Origin of the sequence: Streptomyces albidoflavus (assembly GCF_000719955.1) — a bacterium.
Classification (GTDB): Bacteria; Actinomycetota; Actinomycetes; order Streptomycetales; family Streptomycetaceae; genus Streptomyces; species Streptomyces albidoflavus.
In genome coordinates this window covers 93,434-110,758 of record NZ_JOII01000017.1, presented here as the reverse complement: position 1 = coordinate 110,758, position 17,325 = coordinate 93,434, and the positions used below count along the sequence as shown (strand labels likewise).

The window sequence follows — 17,325 nt, the reverse complement described above, 5'->3', positions numbered from 1 at the left end:
AAACGTTAGGCAACGGAGGAACGGTGCTCGGCGGCCGGGTGCGGTATCCGGCCATGGGGGCGGAGGGCGCTGTTCCGCTCCTCACACGTGGACATCCTCGAACAACACCCGCACCCCCGCCTCAGACAAGGTCACCCCCAGGGGGCGGATGCGGGTCGTCCGGAGTTCTATCGCCTCGCCGGAGTGGAGGTGGAGGTCGGCTGCGGCGCGTCCTCGGCCGGCGGGGAGGAGGAGGACGCCGAGGATGTCGGCGAAGGGGATGTCGAGCGATTCGCCGCTCTCGGAGCGGAGTTGGAGGGTGTCGTCCTGGACGGAGACCACGGCGTCGCGGGGCGGGGTGGTGTCCCAGAGGTGGCCGGGGGCGCGGCCCGGTTCGTTGAGGCCCGTGCGGACCGGGTGGCAGTCGGGGCCGAGGGGGTGGGCGGCGCGGATCTCGGTGATCAGGGCGGCGGCGCGGCGGCGTTCGGCGACGCGCAGGGCGAGGGGGATGCCGGCGGCGAAGCCGATGAGGAGGAAGGTGAGGCCGACGGCGCCGAGTTCGGCGCGCTGCACGGTCAGGCAGTAGGCGGCGACGGCGAAGGGGACACCGGTGAAGACGGCGTACAGGGTGAGGGCGTCGGCGGCGGGTTCGACCAGGACGCCGCGTTCGCCGGAGGCCAGGCGGGCGCGTCTGCGGGCGCGTTCCTCGGTCATCTCGTACGGGCCTTCCGGGTGGTGGGGGAGGTGCACGAGCGTGCCGGGCGCGGGCGGCTGCGGGGGCGGAGGGAACGGTCCTCCCCGGAGACCGGGCGTTCGAAGTGCGAGCGGCTCCGCAGGTGGTGCCAGCACCAGGGAGCGAACTGGAGGAGGAGGCCGGCCAGGCCGAGCAGGGCGGAGGTCCGGGCGGCGGCCGGGGACTCGATGCGGACGACCGGCGCCCACCAGAAGGAGAAGCTGGAGGAGAACATCATGAACACCGTGGAGTTGAGTGTCCCGATGCTGCGGGTGAAGAGCGCGTCCTGCCGTGCCTCCTTCGCCCTGGGCCCGGGAAAGGCGGCGCCGGGGCCCCTGGTGAGACTCGGGGTCAGCGCCACCGCGCTCACCTTCCGCTCCTCGCAGGGCAGCGGCACCGCACGACGGAACCGGCCCCATGCCGCCTCTCCGCCCGGCCCCGCGAACCAGTCGGCCCACGCGCCGATCGGCGCCCGGACCCCCGATGCGTAGCGCAGTTCCACCCCGACGGGTTCGCCGTCGGGGCCCGTCAGCCTGACCACCGCGACGACTCCCGCAGGGCCGGAGAGGGCACGGCGTACGTCGGCACCGTACGGGTCGACCACCGATAGCTCGCCGGGGAAGACCCGCAGGACGGCCCGGGTGACGAAACGCCTGGTGGCCACAGTGCCGTCCTCTTCGGGCGGCCCGGGGTAGGGGGAGATTTCCACAAGCGGGGCCGGATCGAGACGGGCGGCCGAACGGTTGCGCAGGGCGGTGACGCGTCGCACCGTCAGCCGCGCCACGGGGGCGAGGAACGCGGTCACCGCCGCCAGCAGCATCAGCGAGGGCAGGCTCGCCTCGGAGAAGAACAGCACCGTGAACGCGAGGAACCACACGCCGCCCAGCGCGATGCGCAGTGCCTGGTACCACAGGGGAAGGGCCGGCCCCGGGCTGAGGAGGAGGGTCAGCTCCTGCCACCAGGGCACGCGTGGCGCGTCGGCCCGGTCCTGGGTGGTCCGTTCGACCGGGATGCCGCACGCCTTGAACAGGGCGGCGATCCCACTGCGCCGCACCGCCTCCTCGAAGTTCAGCCAGGGCGCGCCCGCCGGAATCCACTGGTACGGCAGGAGCCGGGCCACCGGGCGCCCCGACGCGTCCAGGAGCCACACCTCACCGGCGCCACGTTCACGGGCGGCCGTCTCGGCGTCCGGGAAGACCAGCACCGCCCGGCTGATGCCCTGCGGGCCCGACAGCGGGTACCGCCTCTCGCGGCGCTCGCCGAAGAACCCGCGCGAGCGCAGGACGAGCGCCTTGCCGTCGAAGAACAGGCGTGACCAGATGCTGATCTCGACCCCGGACCCCGGTTCGGCCGCGGGGCGGAGCGCCGGCTCCGGCGCCGTGCGAGGCCGGTCGTGGGGGCGTACCGCGTCGGTGGTGGACATCGCTGGGGAACTCACTGCCGTGGGCGGAGGGGGCTGGCGCCCACCGTACGAGAGCCTGCCCGTACCGTCCACGGGCGGTTCCGGCTGAACCTGCCCGGACGGCGGTCGCCGCCCGTCAGCCGCCGGTCCCGTCCTCCTCCAGCAGCCTCCGGAGCTGCGGGGAGAGTTCGGGTACGGCCGCCTGGGCCGCTCGGAGGTCCGCCAGGTGGCGCAGGGCCGCCTCCCGGCCGCGCTCCTTGCGGACGCCCTGCCGGTGGCCCAGCACCCAGACGGCGATCGCCGAGGCCAGGCCCAGGACCAGGCCGGCGTATCCGACCGGCTGGTCCTCGACGTAGGCCCAGACGGCCGCGCCGGCTCCGGCCAATGCCAGCAGCCCTCCCAACTCGTCGTGCCAGCCGCCCTGACCGGCCGTCCGCTCCCAGGCGGTGACCTCGGCCGGCTTGTGCGGGGGCCGGACGTCGCCCGCGTCGCGGGGAGCGGACGGCGGCGGTGGCGGGGTCGTGCCCGTGGCCGCTCCGGGCGGCGCGACCTCTGGCAGCGGGTACCAGGGTTGACTCGATCCGCCGGCCTTCCCCACCAGCCAGTCCGGTACGTGGGTCAAGGCCAGGCCGTGCGCCTGAGCGAGGGCGAGAACCTCGCGGTAGGCGGCGAGGACCGGGTCCCGGCGGGCCCGCTGCCACCGCGCCACGGCCCACCCCATGGCGGCGACCGCCAGAACGGCACAGACGCCCGCGCCGGCGAGGAGGGCCGGGCGGTGGGCCGTGAGTGGGGGCGAGATCTGGTCGGCGACCGCCAGCCCCGCCGCCACGATCAGGAGCAGGAAGGCGAGGCAGCCGGGGCCGGTCGTGGCCGAGCCGCCGGCCAGGGCGTCACGTCCCCGCCGCAGTTCTTCCCGCACCTTCTCGTCGTCCGTGAAGTCCACGCCCACCCGCTGCCCCACGCGGCGTACGGCCTCGTGCAGGGCGGGGTCACGGCGCAGCTCGGCGCCGCCCACCGGAAGCAGTGGCGGGGCGGTCGGGGACGTGTCGCGGCTGTCGGACATGGCGGGCAGCGTACCCACTTGCGGGTGACAGGGATGCCGTCGGGCCAACTTCCGTGCCGCTCAACGTCGTTCGGCGGCTCGACGGAAGTCACCCCGGTTCACCAGCGGGGCCAGCGGGCCGCCGGTGAGGGAGCCGTAGCCGGTGGCCGCCCACAGGCTCTGCTCCGGCGGGACCTCGTAGTACGGGGCGAGGCGGCCCTCGTGCCGGACGGTGAGGGACTGCGGGGTGCGGCGGGCCGCGAGGGCGGCGGCGCACTCCGCGCAGACGGCGACCGTCAGCAGGTCCCGGCGGCCCAGCATCCGCCAGGACGCCTCCCCGGCGGTCGCCAGGCCGTGGAACGGGTTGAAGAAGCAGGTCAGCGGCGTGTGCGGCTGGGCGGGGACCGGGCGGCGCGAAAGCAGCCGCCTGCGGCGGGGCCGGGCCGCGTTCATCGCCGCCCGGATGGGCGCGGTGCCCTCCTCGACCAGGGCGACCACGCCGGCGAGGTCGGCGAGGTCGCGGGCGCCGTCCAGCACGGTCCCGGCGGCGGCGTACGCGTCGAGCGCCCGCTCCATGCCGGGCGTTCCGCCGGGCAGCGCGACCGGGGCCTCCGCGATCAACAGACCCAGCTCCGGCAGGAGTTCGGCGGCCTTGTCCCGCATCCGGACGAAGGCCGCCTCCTCGGCGGTGGTGAAGGCGGTGCGCGGTTCCGCCCGGCGCTCGCCGGGGTGGCGCCGGACGTACACCGCGCCGATGGCCGCGCCCACGAACAGCGGCAGGAGGACGAGCCAGTTGACGCTTCCGCCCGCCCCGGCCTGCCCGGCCAGCGCGACGACCGCCGCCAGCCCGAGGGCGGCCGAGGCTGCCAGGAGCAGGCCGCGCCGGTCACGGACTCGGGACGGTTCTGTACGCACCGGCGTCTCCTTGATCTCGCGGACGAGGGCGTCGAGGCCCCCGTGGACGCCGGGCAGCGGGCCGGCCGCCTCCAGGTACGGCACCCGGGTGCGGCGCGGACCGGGCAGCAGGAGCAGACCGGGGGGCGGGCTGACGAAGGGGAGCCGGAGGTAGTCGGAGCACAGGGAGCAGACGGGCAGTTCGGTGCCGGGGCCACCGCCCGGCACCCGCAGCCGCTCGCGGAGGCCGGCCGGGCCGTGCAGCGGGTTGAGTGCGCAGCAGGCGGCGGCCATCCGCACCGGCGGCCGCGTACCGGGCCGGGCGCCGCAGGTGCCGAGCCCCGCGCGGACGCAGCGGACGAGGACGAGGGCGGCGGCGAGCGCGGCGGGGTCGCGGTGGCGGTCGCGGTGGCCCCCACCCACCTCGTCCGGGTGGCCGACGGCCAGCACGGCGGCGTCCAGCCCGGACCAGGCCCATTCCCTGGCAGCCCCGGCAGGCAGGGCGGCGTTATCGAACTCGGCCAGTGCACGCCGCAGTTCACGCTGGAGCGCACCGGTCAGCCAGCGACGGGACGGCTCGGCCGGCGCGGTGAACACCGGCTGGGCGTTGTCCCGCGCGTACCGCAGGACGAGCGGGACCCCGTGACCCAGCCGCCCGCGGACCACGTGGAGGAGCGCGGCGCCGACCCGGACCAGGAGGAGCAGCAGCAGCGCGGCCACCGGCCCGACGAGAAGCAGCCCCGGCCAGAAGTCCCCCGACCACAGCGGCGCCAGCTCCCGTACGCCCTCCCGCCCGGCTCCGGTCCGCTCGCCGGTGGCCCCCAGCGTCCACAGCGCGGCCCCGGCCACCGCCACGGCCACCCCGGCGGCCGCCCGCGCCTCCCCTCGCGTGGGCCTCAGCGCGGGCGGCTCCTCCTCCGACCCCGCCGCGATCACCCGCCCGTACCGGGCCCGGCGTACGACCGTGCCCGACAGCAGGACGCTCAACGGCAGCACGGCCAGCAGCCCTCCGGTCACGAAGCTCTGGTTCCGCCGCTCGACGGGCGAGGTGAGCCCGTCCGCCCCGGCAAGCACGTGCCGGGCCCCCTCCGGCGCGACGACGTGCGCGGCGACCACGAACCCCGCGCCGAGCGCCAGGGCGACCAGCAACACGGAGAGCCATGAGGCGGTGGGGCGGCGGTCGGTCATCGGGCTTCCCCCCCCCATGCCGGTGTGCCCGTCGGCGTTTCCTCCCAAGGACCCTATTACCCGCCCTGATGCGCTGACCGTCACCCGCTGGACCGAAGGGCCCGGACCACCTGATCTCGGCCGACTCTCGCAGGCTTCGCCGTACCGCTGCGAGGCGTGTGGCGGTGGTGCGAGGCTCGGACGGCGGTCGGCGGAACAGCCGCCGGAACCCGAGAGGAAGGAGCGCCGGGGTGGGCGGGCTCGACAGGACGCGTGGCGTGCGGCTGAGGCGGTCGGTCGTGGCGGCGCTGGCGCTGTCAGGGATTCTGGCCGGCTGCGGGCTGGGCGAGCCGAAGCAGACCTACGAGCAGGCGTACGAGGCGATGCGTCCGGATGCCATGGCGGCGATGAAGGAGGCGTGGCCGGGTGTGGAGATGGCGAAGGACTCCGGTGGCACTGAAGAGTGCGGAGGGTTGGACATCAGCGCGGACAAGGATGCGAGCAAGCTGTCGGCGCACGTGACTTATCGGGGAAACATCCGGCCGGGGGACGAGCGCAGCCTTGCGGAGTTGGCGCGAGCGGCCGGGAAGCGGCTGATGGAGCGTGGGTGGCGCAGTGGCGTCGAGGGGAGAATACCGGACGAGGAGGGCCTGAAATTTTCGGTGAAATCCTCTAGCAGAGTGAGATTGCAGATGGAGAAGCCCGGGGTTGATGGCTGGGCCGTCGTGTTGGTGCACGCGGACGAGCCGAATGATTACGGTGTTTCGATGTCCGTGTCCACGAAATGCCTGCGAAACCCCGCATGGGGGAACAGGGAGGAGGGGTGATGGCCCGGCCTGCGGGAGGCCTGACCCCGCCGCGCGTCGGCGGTCACTAGTTCGTTTCGTCGACCTCCTTCAAGGCCAGCGCAGCGGATTTCTGTTCCAAGGAGGCGGCCGCCACTCGGAGCTTGGCCGTGTGCACCCGGAGCTCACCCCGTACGCGTGTAGCTGTGGGGCCCTGCCACCGATCGGCTGACGAAGGCTTCTCGTCTTTGGCGATTCGGGTGGCCTCCTCCAAGAGTCCTCCGACGTCGTCCGCAAGCTTGTGCAACTCGATGTGCTTTTTCGGCACGGCAGTTCCCCCTTGTGCGAGGCTTGATGTCCCCAGTGTGGTGCCGGGGATTGCGTGGCGGGCCACGGTAGCCGGTCGGGAAGCGGTAGGTTCTATTCCGCCCGGTTCGGCCATCACATTTCAGCCCCGTGCGCGCGAAAAGTGTGCCAGATGCGCTCAGCCCATGGCCCGACCCGTCGCAGGTCGTGTGGTGGCGCTGTCCGGGAAGGACACTCAACCCAGGGAAGTTTCAGGCCAGTTCAGTCACTTTTTGGCGTCGGCGCGAACTAGTGGCAGATACCTTTCCGAGCCATGGGAATGGTTCTCGCTGATCCGGTGATGCTGGAGAAGCTCGCCGCGTCGATGGATCGCACCGCCAAGGAAATCCCCGCGCTGAGGAGGAAAGCGTCCGAACTGGATGTCCTGAGTGAGGTCGGCCACCTGTCGCCGCTGCTGAGCTATCTGAACGAAACGGCCCGTGAACTGCGGAAGAAGGCCGGCATTCTGCGCACACCGTCGGAGTCCCCCTTCGGCGCACTCGCGCAGTACGGGTTACCCGCCGGGTTGGCGCGCAAGCCGGGGGCGGGCAAGGAGTTCGAGGCCGGGCTGAAGAAAGTTCTGGCCAAGTACGAGACGGCCGTGCCGGAGGCGCGAGCACGGGCGGTCAAGGACTACGTGGAAGGTCTCACGCCCGAGCAGCAGGCCGCGTTGGTGGTCGCCGACCCGGCGACGGTCGGCAACCTTGACGGTGTGCCGCCGCCCCTCAGGTTCGCGGCCAACCGGATCTCCATACAGCGGCAGTACGAGAAGGAGAAGCGACACCTGGAGGGGCTTGCGGCCGACGGCCCCGCCTCTCACCGCTCCTTGGTGCGACTGAAGGCGCTGGCGCAGTTCCTCGCCCCGCGGACACAGAAGACCAGGAATCCGAAGGACGGTTCGCCGGTTTACAGCGACGTGCCGCGCCAGTTTCTGGTCTTCCAGCCCGATGCGGGCTCCGTCGCGGACCCTGAACAGTCTCCCTTCGCGGACGGAAAGATAGCCGAGGTTGTCGGGAACCTGGAGACCGCGAAAGACGTGGCCTTCCGCATCCCGGGAATAACCAATCGTCTCGACAACTTTCAGGGTTTCACTCAGGGAGCCTTCGATCTGATGGCTGACCCGAAAGGGTTCGAGCGAACTGACGGCGCTGTGGTCAGTTGGCTGGGGTATGACACGCCAGAGCTAGGAGATTCGATCGACCCGGCGAAGGCCGAGGCAGGCGGGCGTGACCTCGGAGTCTTCCGGCGTGGAATCGACGTGAATCTGCGTCCTGACGTGACGACGGGGATATTCGCGCACAGTTACGGCACTCTGGTCACAAGTAAGGCGTTGCAGTACGGGATGGACGACGTCAACAAGGTTGTCTTCATGGGTAGCCCAGGGCTCGGCCCCAATATTCGCAGCATGGCAGATTTCGACATGCCGAATACGCAATTCTTCGCCATGCGTGCCCCCGAGGATGTGGTTTCTTATACCCAAGGTCACGGAGGCGACCCGGCGGATTTCCCGGATGCCATACGGTTGGGGACCAAGGGGGCGGTCGGTCATTCCGAGTACTACAAGTTGGGAAAGGGGGGTCTGGGCAATTTGAGGAGGGTCTTCGCCGGTGAGAACGACCAACTGGAGACCACCGACACCACCCTGGACGAGGAGATGATCGGCGCAACCGAAGTCCGCAGCCTCGTCGGATTTCTCCAGGAGCGCCTGACGCCGGACGAAGTCGCCCGTCTCGGTGGGGACATCGACCCGATCGCCCAGGGCATCGTCAGCGGACGGATGGGTTTCACCGACGCGGCGGGGCCCCTGTACGTGAGTCTCAAGGACCACGACCTCCTCGACAAAGTACCGCCCAGCGAGCTGTTCTCCGAGGTCACTTCGCTGGCGAGTGACGTCGCGGCGAAGGAGACCAACAAGAGGATGCTGGCGGGCGGTTCCTCGGAGGAGAAGGCCATCCTCTACGCGGGCGCCGCCAAGGCCGCCTCGTGGGGTCTGGCCGAGGTCGTCACCCAGCCTCTGGAGGTCGCCGCCAAGGGCACCCGCGCCGTCAACAACTGGACGCAGTTCGCGGAAGTCCTGGCTGAGGGCGACCTGAACACCGAAACCTGGAAGAAGTCTCTCGACAAGGGCTCTGACGCGGTGACCGCGACCATCGACCTGCTGAACCCTTTCTGACCCGCAGATCCCGCACGGCACGTCCCCTCCTCCTAGGTGAAAGATGCGCGCCCCATGCCACAGAAGCGATCCAGTCCCGGCCCGTCCCAGCTCGCCGAATCCGTCAGGCCGGTGATCGACTCGGTACTGCCCGGGGCCGAGGTGACCCTGATCAGTTCCCCCCTGTCCGTCCACGGCGTGGCTGTGACGGCCGTCAGCTCCGTGGACACGCGTACGGCCGACCAGCTCTACGACGCCTTCGCCTCCCGCCTGCGGGAGGACGGCTGGTCGGTGGACGAGCGGCCGAGGGCGGTGGACGAGCCGTATGTGGTGGCGGGCAAGGCCGGCCTGGGTGCCGCCGGCTTCAGTTGCCGACCGGGAGGCGTCTCCTTCAGCCTGCTGCCGGACAGCACCCGCGAGAGGCCGGCCGGGGTGGACCTGCCCAACGAGCGGGAAGCGGCACAGCGAGCGGTCGCCGCCGAGATCCGGGAGGCGATCGGGACGGCCTTCCGTCGGCCCGTCCACCCGGACGACCTCTTCGGCGAGCCGGAACCCGGTTCTGTACGGGTGGCGGGATGGCCCCGGGGTGGGGACGGGCCGGACAATGAGGCAGCACTGGAAGCGAGTTCCGCGTATCTGCGAGCGCGTGGCTGGCAGGACCTCCCCGAGCCGACGGACAGCGACGACCGTTCCGTGAGCCTCTACCGGGAGGGAGTGAAGGGTGCCCGCCTTTACGCGGCCAACGGGCAGCTCATCTTCACCGGGGAGGTCAGGGGATGACGGCGACACGGACGCCCAGATTCCCGGGGCGGGCGACCTACCGGCAGGCGGCGGTGGTGCTCCTGGTCTCCGGCCTGCTGGCCGGGTGTGGTCTGGGAGAACCGGACCAGACCTACCAGCAGGCGTACGACGCGATGTATCCGGACGCGAAGGCGGCGACGGAAGCGGCTCTGCCCGGGGTGGAGGTGGAACAACTCACCCGGGACACTACGGAGTGCGGGGGGCTGGACATCTCCGCGGACAAGGATGCCAGCAAGCTGAGCGCGTATGTGACGGTCGGCGGTGAGGTGGATGCCGACGACCGGCGCAGCCTCGCGGATCTGGTGCGAGCGGTGGGGGCGCGGCTGGTGGATCAGGGATGGAGGGCCCAGATTCCGGACCGTTCTGTCGTCGGCGGTGAATCGCCGGCGCCGGAGGGGGAGCTCGCCTTGACGGAGAACTCCGAGGAGGCCGCTGAGATGTCACTGCGGAAAGCGGATGTGCACGGTTGGGTGAACATCCGGGCCGATGTGGTGGAAGGGTTCGACTGGCGTGAGGTCACTACGTCCGTGGCTACGAAGTGCCTGCGCAACTCCGAGTGGAAGGAGGGCGAGGACCAAATCTGGTGACCGGCCGCTCGGTGGCGTTCTGGGGAGATTCTGGGGAGATGCGGGGCGCAGGGGGCTCGCGGAGGGCCCGTGCGCGGGGCTGCGGACCGGTCCAGGCAGGGTGCGGAAGTGAGCGTGACGAGGTTCCAGGGGCGGGCCGGGAACCGTCCGGCCCGTCTCCGGCGTGAAAAGCACCAGTCCGCCAGCCGGTCCTGAGGGCAGTTCAGCCCTTGAGGCAGCCCCCTTCGCTGCTGATACGGTGCGATGGCCCGACGCGTGACCATGCGCGGCGCGCCGGACTGCCAGACGGGGTGGGGCGCGGCGGACGACCGCAGGTGGTGTCACCTAGCTTGCGGACCGGGCGGGCCACGGTGTCATGACGACAGATTCTTGGGTACGGGGAGCGGCTGCGTGAAGATCCAGGAGCGTGCGGGTGGGGGCAACAACCGGGCCTCCGCACCGGCTCAGCCGGGTGCGGGGGAGCGGCTTCCCACGCCGCCCAGGGAGCGCAAGCCGGCCCTCGCGGCCCTCGCCGTCCTCCTCATCCTCGTGGGCGCCCTCGGCGCGACCGTGCTGGTGCTGCGCGCGGGCGACCGAATATCGGCGATCAAGATCGAGAAGGAGATCCCGGTCGGGGCCGCCGTCACCGACGACGCCGTGACCGAAGTCCTCGTCGCCGCCGACGAGTCGGTGCACTACGTCGAGTGGTCGCAGCTCGCCTCGCTGAAGAAGCTCAAGGCCAAGTACACGATCCCGAAGGGCGCCGTCGCCGTCGGGGAGATGTTCGCCGAGGGCACCGGGCTGCCCGAGGGCAAGGTCAACGTCGGCCTCTCCCTCAAGGAGGGCCAGTACCCCTCCGGGCTCAAGCCCGGTGACACCGTCACCGCGTACCGGGTGGGCGACGCCGCCGCCAAGTCGCGGAACGACGGGGCCGAGACCGGTTCCGGTTCGGCCGCGGGTGCCCCGCTGGTCGAGAGCGCCCAGATCGCGCTGGTCCGGGAGGCCGAGGAGGGCTCGGTCAGCTCCGGCACCCTGCCCGTCACGGTCACCGTGGACAAGGCCGTCGCCGGCCCGCTCGCCCAGGCGGCCAACGCCGGTGAGGTCGCGCTGGTGCGTCTGCCCGCCGGCGGCGCCTCCGACGGCAACTGAGGGGGCCCGCCATGGCCTTGATCGCCCTCGCCGCCGACAAGGGATCGCCCGGCGTCACCACCGCCGCCGTCGCGCTGTCCGCCGTCTGGCCCCGCCGTGTCCTGCTCGCCGAGACCGACCCGGCCGGCGGTGACCTGCTGTACCGCAGCGCCGCCGCCCACGGTGGCTCGCTCGACCCGAACACCGGCATGCTGTCGATAGCCGCCACCGCCCGGCGCGGCCTCGTCCCCGACCAGCTCTGGGACCACACCCAGCCGCTCTCCGGCGGACTCGACGTCCTGGTCGGCATCGGCAGCGCCGAGCAGGCCGCCGGCTTCACCGGGCTCTGGCCCACGCTCGGCCAGTCCTTCGCCCAGCTCGGCGACTCCCCGCACGCGCCGGCCGACGTCATCGCCGACTGCGGGCGGATCAGCGGCGACACCGCCGCCGTCGAACTCTTCCCGTACGCCCAGCTCGTGCTGCTCGTCTCGCGGACGACCCCGGAGGCGCTGGCGCGCGTACGGGACCGGGCCAGTCATCTCACGCAGCGGCTGCACGGCGGGCCGCGCGGGGCCGCGGGGATCGCGACGCCGCTGATCGGGGTCGTGCTCGTCACCGACCCGGGCGGCTCGGCCAAGCTCGTCCACCAGGTCAACGACATGCTGGTGGCCGGGCAGACCGGGGCCCGCGTCGTCGGCACCCTCGCCGACGACCCGGCCGGGGCCGACCAGCTCGCCGGGCGCCGGCGCGGGCGGCTCGACAAGTCGCTGCTCATCCGGTCCGCCCGGAAGATCAGCGCCGACCTGTACCAGCAGTTCGGCGCCGCCTGGAGCACCCCCGCCGCGGGGGCCGGGCGATGAGCGTCGACCACCAGCTCGTCAAGCGGTTCCGGCAGGAGGCCGGCGACCGCATCGCCGAGCAGCGCCGCCTCGACCAGATATCCGGCGTCGCCGCGATGTCCGGCGAGGACGAGCGGCAGTACGCCCGCGCCGTCATCGCGCAGATCCTGGAGGAGTACGCCCGCGCGGAGATCAACGCCGGGCGCACCCCGCTGGACGCCGAGACCGAGGAGCAGTACGCGGCCGCCGTGCACGCGGCGCTCTTCGGCGTCGGCCGGCTCCAGCCGCTGCTGGACGACCCCGAGGTCGAGAACATCGACATCAACGGCGCCGACCAGGTCTTCGTCGGGTACGCCGACGGCCGTGAGGCCAAGGTCGACCCGGTCGCCGAGTCCGACGAGGAACTGGTCGAGCTGATCCAGATCCTCGGCGCCTACTCCGGTCTCTCCTCGCGCCCCTTCGACTCCGCCAACCCCCAGCTCGACCTGCGGCTGCCCGACGGCTCCCGGCTCTCCGCCGTCATGGACGTCACCCGCCGCCCGGCCCTGTCCATCCGCCGGGCGCGCATGGGCAAGGTCTTCATGTCGGACCTGGTCGGCAACGGCACCCTCACCCCCGAGGTCGGCCACTTCCTGGCCTGCGCCGTCCGCGCCCGGAAGAACATCATGATCGCCGGGGCCACCAACGCCGGAAAGACCACCCTGCTGCGGGCGCTGGCCAACGAGATCCCGCCCGCCGAGCGCCTCATCACCGTCGAACGCGCCCTGGAGCTGGGCCTCGACACCTTCGCCGACCTCCACCCCAACGTGGTCGCCTTCGAGGAGCGCCTGCCCAACTCCGAGGGCCAGGGCCTGATCTCCATGGCCGAGCTGGTGCGCCGCTCCCTGCGTATGAACCCCTCGCGGGTGATCGTCGGTGAGGTCCTCGGCGACGAGATCGTCACCATGCTCAACGCGATGTCGCAGGGCAACGACGGCTCGCTCTCCACGATCCACGCCAACAGCTCGCACGAGGTCTTCAACCGCATCTCGACCTACGCCCTCCAGGCCAGCGAGCGCCTCCCCATCGAGGCCAGCCAGATGCTCGTCGCCGGCGCCGTCAACTTCGTCGTCTTCATCCAGCGGCGCAACAACTACCAGACCGGCGGCCGGCTCCAGCGCATGGTGACCTCCATCCGCGAGGTCAACGGCGTCGACGGACGCGTCCTGTCCAGCGAGATCTTCGCCGAGACCCCGGACGGACGCGTCGTCCCGCACGCCCCGATCGCCTGCCTCGACGACCTGGTGGCCTTCGGCTACCGGGGGAACTGGGCGTGAGCCGCATGAGCCATCCCCTGCACCTCGCCGCCGGCGCCCTCGACGGCATGGGCGGCCTCTTCTCCCTCCCCGTGCTGTACGCGCTGGGCTGCGGCCTCGCCGTCGGCGGCGGCATCGCCCTGCTCGTCACCGCCATCCGCGGGCTGCCCGCCAAGCCCGAGCACGAGAAGGCCAAGGCCGGTGAACGCGCCGCCGAACTGCTCCGGTTCGCCGGACAGCGCGGCTCGCTCGCGGCCGGCGTCGGCCTGGTCGTCCTGCTGGTCACCCGCTGGGCGGTGGCCGGTATCGCCGCGGGCGTCCTCGTCTTCTTCTGGGACAAGCTCTTCGGCGGCGCCGCCGAGGAACGCGCCGCGATGCGCCGCGTGGAGGCGCTCGCCTCCTGGACCGAGTCGCTGCGCGACACCATCGCCGGCGCCGTCGGCCTCGAACAGGCCATCCCGGCCTCGGCCCGCGCCGCCGCCCCCGTCCTCCGCCCGCACCTGGACGCCCTCGTCGACCGGCTGCGCTCGCGCACCCCGCTGCCCGAGGCGCTCCAGCACCTCGCCGACGAGATCGACGACGCCTCCGCCGACATCATCGTCGCCGCGCTCATGCTCAACGCGCGGCTGCGCGGCCCCGGTCTGCGGCAGGTCCTCGGCGCGCTCGCCAAGTCGGCGCGCGAGGAGGTCGACATGCGGCAGCGCGTCATGGCGCAGCGCTCCTCGACCCGCCGCTCCGTGCAGATCGTCGTCGCCGTCTCGGTCGCCTTCGTCCTCGGACTCGCCGTCTTCAACCGGGACTTCGTCGCCCCGTACGGCACCCCCGTCGGCCAGGCCGTACTCGCCTGCGTCTGCGGCCTCTTCGCGCTCGGCTTCTGGTGGCTGCGCAAGCTCTCCACCATCGAGACGCCGGAACGCTTCCTCGTCCGCGACCAGCCCGCCGTCCAGCAGTTCGTCCGGCCCCGCACCCCTGACGCGCCGGGCCAGGCCGCGCCCTACGGGGCCGCCCCCGAGCAGGAAGGGACGCGGCGATGAGCCTGACCACGCCGATCCTCATCGGCGCCGTCCTCGGCCTCGGCATCTACGCGCTGGTCCGCGCCCTGATGCCGGCCAAGTCCAGCCCCGTCGCCCAGGTCGCCCGCATCGACGCGCTCCGCGCCCGGGGCAGCGCCTACTCCTCGGGGCGCGGCACCGGCGACAGCACGGGCCGCCTCGACACGCTGCGCGCCAAGGTCGGTACGCGCGTCGCCGAGCTCTACTTCCAGCAGGGCTGGGAGCAGCGCTCGCTCCGCGCCGACCTCGCGGTCCTCGACCGGAGCTGGGAGAAGTTCCTCGCCACCAAGGTGCTGCTGGCGGGGGCGGGGCTCTTCTTCGGGCCGTTCCTCTTCGTCATCGTGTGGCGGCTCGGTTTCGGCTCCAGCCCGATCATCCCGGTCTGGATGGCGCTCGCCTTCGCCCTGGTCTTCTTCTTCCTGCCCGACCTGGAGGTCCGCCGGGACGCCGCCGACCGCCGCCGCGACCTGCGCCGGGTCATCGGCGCCTACCTCGACCTGGTCTCCATGAGCCTGGCGGGCGGGCGCGGCCTGCCCGAGGCACTGATGGCGGCCGCCGAGGTCAGCGACGGCTGGGCCGCCAAGCGCATCCGCAACGCCCTCAACGACGCCCGGATCACCGGACACAGCCAGTGGCAGGCGCTCGGTGAACTCGGTGAGGAACTGGGTATCGAGGAGCTGAAGGACCTGGCCGCCTCGCTGGCCCTGGTCGCCGACGACGGCGCCAAGGTCCGTGAGTCGCTGGCCTCCCGCGCGGAGACCATGCGGCACCGCGAGATGGCCGAGATCGAGGGCGCGGCGGGCGAGAAGTCCCAGTCCATGCTCGTCGCCCAGCTCCTGCTCTGCGCCGGCTTCCTCGTCTTCCTGATCTTCCCGGCCGCCATGCGTGTGTTCCAGGTCTGACCGGCACCCGACACCCGACCCTCCGACTTCACCGACCCGTCGACCCCGTCGACCCACCGACCCCACCGAGAGGACTCGCCATGCGATTCGGACGGAGCTTCAGCCACCCCGCCGTCGACTTCCTGATCACCTTCCTCCAGGCGCGCGTCGAGCGCGCCCGGGACGAGAACACCGACCGCGGTGCCTCCGCGGTCGAGTGGGTCATCATCTCCGCCGTCGTCGTCGCCATCGTCGGCGTCGTCGCGGCCATCCTCAACGCCGCCCTCAGCGAGGGCGCCAACAAGGTGGGCGACTGCATCAAGGGCGCCGACGCGGGCAGCACCTGCTGACCCCGCTCCTCTCGCCCCGGACGCCCCGGGGTCCGGGCCACGCGCCCGGACCCCCTCCCGTCCACCCATGAGCCCGCCTGTCCCAGGAGTCCCGAACCCGTGCAGCCCGTACCGAGAAGGCCAGGCCCCCGAGGGGGTGCGCGCAGACCGTGCCGTGCCGTACCGGCGCGCGGCTCCGTCCTGCGCCGGTTCGCCGCCTCGCGGCGGGCGGCGGCCAGGGAGTCGGGCGACAGCGGGATGACGGCGATCGAGTTCGTCTTCCTCACGCCGATCCTCTTCTTCATGATCTTCGCGACGGTCCAGTTCGCGCTGTACTTCTTCGCCGACCACGTCGCCCAGGCCGCCGCCCAGGCCGGGGCCCGCAAGGCCCGCGCCACCGCCGACGAGAACCCCGGGGGCTGGCGCGGCGAGGCCCGCACGGTCACCAACGCCTACATCCGGCAGCTCGGCCCGCAGCTCGTCGTCAGCCCGGACGTGACGATGCTCCAGCCCGAACCGAACACCGTGGGCGTGGAGATCACCGCCCGCATCCCCACCGTCTTCCCCGGGCTCGACCTCACCGTCCACGCGCAGTCCTCCGGCCCGGTCGAGCGCTTCGTCGAGGAGGGCGGCTGATGACTCCGACGGCACCCGCGGCGCGGCTCGCCGCGCTGGTACGGGACCGCCGGGCGCGGCTCGGCCTCGCGCGCCCCTCCGCCGCCTCCGCCGACGCGGGGATCTCCACCATCGAGGTGGTCATCCTCGCCCCGGTGATGATCCTCTTCATCCTCGTCCTGGTCGCCTTCGGGCAACTGGTCGACGGGCGAGGCGCGTTGGACGGGGCCGCCCGGGACGCCGCCCGCGCCGGGTCGATCCAGAAGGACCACGGCACCGCCCTCGCCGAGGCCCGCCGCGCCGCCGAGGCCAACCTCGCCGACGTCTGCACCGGGCCCGTCAGCGTCCGCCAGACCAGCGCCGGGTTCGAGCCGGACACCCTCTTCACCGTCGAGGTCAGCTGCCAGATCCGGGGCCTCGCCATGATCGGCGTCAACGTCCCCACCACGCTCACGGCGAGCTTCAGCTCGCCCCTGGACCCGTTCCGGAGGACGGCGTGACGATCCCCGCGCGCCTGCGCGCCGCCGCAGACCGCCGCCGGCTTGACGACCGGGGCTCCGGCGCCGGGGCCGTCATCATCTTCGCCCTCGTCTTCCTCACCCTCGCCGCCTTCGTCATCGACGGCGGACTCTCCATCTCCAAGCGCGAACGCGCCGCCGACATCGCCGAACAGGCCGCCCGCTACGCCGCCCAGGACATCGACCGCGAAGCGCTCTACGAGGACGAGGGCGGCCCCGCCCCCATCAACTACGCCAACTGCGGCGCGCGGGTACGCCAGTTCGCCGCCGAGATGGGCATGAACGGCGCCGACATCGCGGCCAGCGGCTGCGTGGCCGCCTCCGTCGACCAGGTCGAGGTCGAGATCCAGCTCACCTACGACCCGGTCTTCACCGGCATGTTCTACGGCGGCGCCGTCACCGTAAAGGGCCGCTCGACCGCCGAAAACGCCGTCGGCTGACCCCTGCGGGGCCGCACCCCCCCATCAGCCTCGTCCCCCACTGGGCTGCCTCTGCCTGCCCCCTCTTGCCCGTACCGGTCAAGGATGGCCTCAAACGCCGGCCGGGCTATAGGGATTCGCGGTTTCTCCGGCACGTGGGTGGGGTGGGGCCGCGCCGGGGCACCTCCTCACAAACTGCATGGTGCGGGGTCAATTGGAGTATGGCTGCCTCGTGTGCAGTTTGCTGCGGGGGCACCCCGACCCGTCCCCACCCCACGGTCTCGTACGCGGCCGACCACCGGAGAGTGGATAAGGCCGTCCCCGATGCAGGGCGTCTCCACAGCCACCACCGTCATCGCTTCAGGTCGCCACAAAGATTAATC

General features: G+C 72.1%; 17 protein-coding genes. 13 read left to right on the top strand and 4 right to left on the bottom strand.

What is annotated here, in order from left to right:
- Positions 1 to 81: 81 nt before the first annotated feature.
- From IF45_RS0119000 to IF45_RS0118985, 4 genes are all read right to left on the bottom strand, one after another.
- Positions 82 to 693 carry a hypothetical protein gene (locus IF45_RS0119000; RefSeq protein WP_030308528.1) on the bottom strand — a complete coding sequence of 204 codons (612 nt, stop codon included), beginning with the start codon at positions 691 to 693 and terminating at the stop codon, positions 82 to 84.
- The gene (locus IF45_RS0118995) at positions 690 to 2,135 is read right to left on the bottom strand and encodes a membrane protein (protein ID WP_030308526.1); all 1,446 of its coding nucleotides are present in this window, start codon (positions 2,133 to 2,135) and stop codon (positions 690 to 692) included. Before IF45_RS0118995 ends, IF45_RS0119000 begins: the two co-directional genes overlap by 4 nt.
- Before the next feature lie 115 nt (positions 2,136 to 2,250).
- Positions 2,251 to 3,177, bottom strand: coding sequence for a hypothetical protein (locus tag IF45_RS0118990; RefSeq protein ID WP_030308524.1), 927 nt, complete (start codon positions 3,175 to 3,177; stop codon positions 2,251 to 2,253).
- Positions 3,178 to 3,237: 60 nt separating this feature from the next.
- Positions 3,238 to 5,238 carry a hypothetical protein gene (locus IF45_RS0118985; RefSeq protein ID WP_030308522.1) on the bottom strand — a complete coding sequence of 667 codons (2,001 nt, stop codon included), beginning with the start codon at positions 5,236 to 5,238 and terminating at the stop codon, positions 3,238 to 3,240.
- A 230-nt stretch (positions 5,239 to 5,468) separates the two neighbouring features.
- Between IF45_RS0118985 and IF45_RS0118980 the strand changes: the two genes are divergently transcribed.
- From IF45_RS0118980 to IF45_RS0118915, 13 genes are all read left to right on the top strand, one after another.
- On the top strand, positions 5,469 to 6,044 hold the full coding sequence (locus IF45_RS0118980) for a hypothetical protein (protein WP_030308520.1): 576 nt from the start codon (positions 5,469 to 5,471) through the stop codon (positions 6,042 to 6,044).
- A gap of 577 nt (positions 6,045 to 6,621) precedes the next feature.
- Positions 6,622 to 8,520, top strand: a complete 1,899-nt coding sequence (locus IF45_RS0118970; protein WP_030308516.1) for an alpha/beta hydrolase — start codon at positions 6,622 to 6,624, stop codon at positions 8,518 to 8,520.
- Positions 8,521 to 8,574: 54 nt separating this feature from the next.
- Positions 8,575 to 9,279 carry a hypothetical protein gene (locus IF45_RS0118965; protein ID WP_030308514.1) on the top strand — a complete coding sequence of 235 codons (705 nt, stop codon included), beginning with the start codon at positions 8,575 to 8,577 and terminating at the stop codon, positions 9,277 to 9,279.
- The gene (locus IF45_RS0118960) at positions 9,276 to 9,887 is read left to right on the top strand and encodes a hypothetical protein (RefSeq protein WP_030308512.1); all 612 of its coding nucleotides are present in this window, start codon (positions 9,276 to 9,278) and stop codon (positions 9,885 to 9,887) included. Before IF45_RS0118965 ends, IF45_RS0118960 begins: the two co-directional genes overlap by 4 nt.
- A gap of 390 nt (positions 9,888 to 10,277) precedes the next feature.
- Positions 10,278 to 11,015 carry a hypothetical protein gene (locus IF45_RS0118955; RefSeq protein ID WP_003948756.1) on the top strand — a complete coding sequence of 246 codons (738 nt, stop codon included), beginning with the start codon at positions 10,278 to 10,280 and terminating at the stop codon, positions 11,013 to 11,015.
- 11 nt (positions 11,016 to 11,026) lie between these two features.
- Positions 11,027 to 11,854 (top strand): hypothetical protein, encoded by an 828-nt coding sequence (locus IF45_RS0118950; protein WP_003948755.1) that lies wholly within the window; start codon positions 11,027 to 11,029, stop codon positions 11,852 to 11,854.
- Positions 11,851 to 13,149: a TadA family conjugal transfer-associated ATPase gene (locus IF45_RS0118945; RefSeq protein ID WP_018895884.1), complete on the top strand. Its 1,299-nt coding sequence runs from the start codon at positions 11,851 to 11,853 to the stop codon at positions 13,147 to 13,149. The genes IF45_RS0118950 and IF45_RS0118945 overlap by 4 nt, the downstream gene beginning before the upstream one ends.
- Positions 13,150 to 13,154: 5 nt before the next feature.
- Complete coding sequence (locus IF45_RS0118940) at positions 13,155 to 14,162, top strand: type II secretion system F family protein (RefSeq protein WP_010638993.1); 1,008 nt, start codon at positions 13,155 to 13,157, stop codon at positions 14,160 to 14,162.
- On the top strand, positions 14,159 to 15,082 hold the full coding sequence (locus IF45_RS0118935) for a type II secretion system F family protein (RefSeq protein WP_003948752.1): 924 nt from the start codon (positions 14,159 to 14,161) through the stop codon (positions 15,080 to 15,082). The genes IF45_RS0118940 and IF45_RS0118935 overlap by 4 nt, the downstream gene beginning before the upstream one ends.
- 80 nt (positions 15,083 to 15,162) lie before the next feature.
- On the top strand, positions 15,163 to 15,411 hold the full coding sequence (locus tag IF45_RS0118930) for a hypothetical protein (protein ID WP_008415871.1): 249 nt from the start codon (positions 15,163 to 15,165) through the stop codon (positions 15,409 to 15,411).
- 237 nt (positions 15,412 to 15,648) lie between these two features.
- Positions 15,649 to 16,026, top strand: a complete 378-nt coding sequence (locus IF45_RS0118925; RefSeq protein WP_010638991.1) for a TadE family protein — start codon at positions 15,649 to 15,651, stop codon at positions 16,024 to 16,026.
- A complete protein-coding gene (locus tag IF45_RS0118920; RefSeq protein ID WP_008415873.1) occupies positions 16,026 to 16,505 on the top strand; it encodes a TadE/TadG family type IV pilus assembly protein in 480 nt (159 codons plus the stop codon). Before IF45_RS0118925 ends, IF45_RS0118920 begins: the two co-directional genes overlap by 1 nt.
- Positions 16,502 to 16,963 carry a pilus assembly protein TadG-related protein gene (locus IF45_RS0118915; RefSeq protein WP_008415875.1) on the top strand — a complete coding sequence of 154 codons (462 nt, stop codon included), beginning with the start codon at positions 16,502 to 16,504 and terminating at the stop codon, positions 16,961 to 16,963. Before IF45_RS0118920 ends, IF45_RS0118915 begins: the two co-directional genes overlap by 4 nt.
- Positions 16,964 to 17,325: the final 362 nt, after the last annotated feature.

What these genes read in the sequence shown, in the direction of transcription:
- IF45_RS0118930 (WP_008415871.1), top strand. Translation starts at nt 15,163, where the DNA reads ATGCGATTCGGACGGAGCTTCAGCCACCCCGCCGTCGACTTCCTGATC.
- IF45_RS0118985 (WP_030308522.1), bottom strand. Translation starts at nt 5,238, where the DNA reads ATGACCGACCGCCGCCCCACCGCCTCATGGCTCTCCGTGTTGCTGGTC.
- IF45_RS0118965 (WP_030308514.1), top strand. Translation starts at nt 8,575, where the DNA reads ATGCCACAGAAGCGATCCAGTCCCGGCCCGTCCCAGCTCGCCGAATCC.
- IF45_RS0118940 (WP_010638993.1), top strand. Translation starts at nt 13,155, where the DNA reads ATGAGCCATCCCCTGCACCTCGCCGCCGGCGCCCTCGACGGCATGGGC.
- IF45_RS0118995 (WP_030308526.1), bottom strand. Translation starts at nt 2,135, where the DNA reads ATGTCCACCACCGACGCGGTACGCCCCCACGACCGGCCTCGCACGGCG.
- IF45_RS0118935 (WP_003948752.1), top strand. Translation starts at nt 14,159, where the DNA reads ATGAGCCTGACCACGCCGATCCTCATCGGCGCCGTCCTCGGCCTCGGC.
- IF45_RS0118990 (WP_030308524.1), bottom strand. Translation starts at nt 3,177, where the DNA reads ATGTCCGACAGCCGCGACACGTCCCCGACCGCCCCGCCACTGCTTCCG.
- IF45_RS0118960 (WP_030308512.1), top strand. Translation starts at nt 9,276, where the DNA reads ATGACGGCGACACGGACGCCCAGATTCCCGGGGCGGGCGACCTACCGG.
- IF45_RS0118920 (WP_008415873.1), top strand. Translation starts at nt 16,026, where the DNA reads ATGACTCCGACGGCACCCGCGGCGCGGCTCGCCGCGCTGGTACGGGAC.
- IF45_RS0118945 (WP_018895884.1), top strand. Translation starts at nt 11,851, where the DNA reads ATGAGCGTCGACCACCAGCTCGTCAAGCGGTTCCGGCAGGAGGCCGGC.
- IF45_RS0118970 (WP_030308516.1), top strand. Translation starts at nt 6,622, where the DNA reads ATGGGAATGGTTCTCGCTGATCCGGTGATGCTGGAGAAGCTCGCCGCG.
- IF45_RS0119000 (WP_030308528.1), bottom strand. Translation starts at nt 693, where the DNA reads ATGACCGAGGAACGCGCCCGCAGACGCGCCCGCCTGGCCTCCGGCGAA.
- IF45_RS0118925 (WP_010638991.1), top strand. Translation starts at nt 15,649, where the DNA reads ATGACGGCGATCGAGTTCGTCTTCCTCACGCCGATCCTCTTCTTCATG.
- IF45_RS0118950 (WP_003948755.1), top strand. Translation starts at nt 11,027, where the DNA reads ATGGCCTTGATCGCCCTCGCCGCCGACAAGGGATCGCCCGGCGTCACC.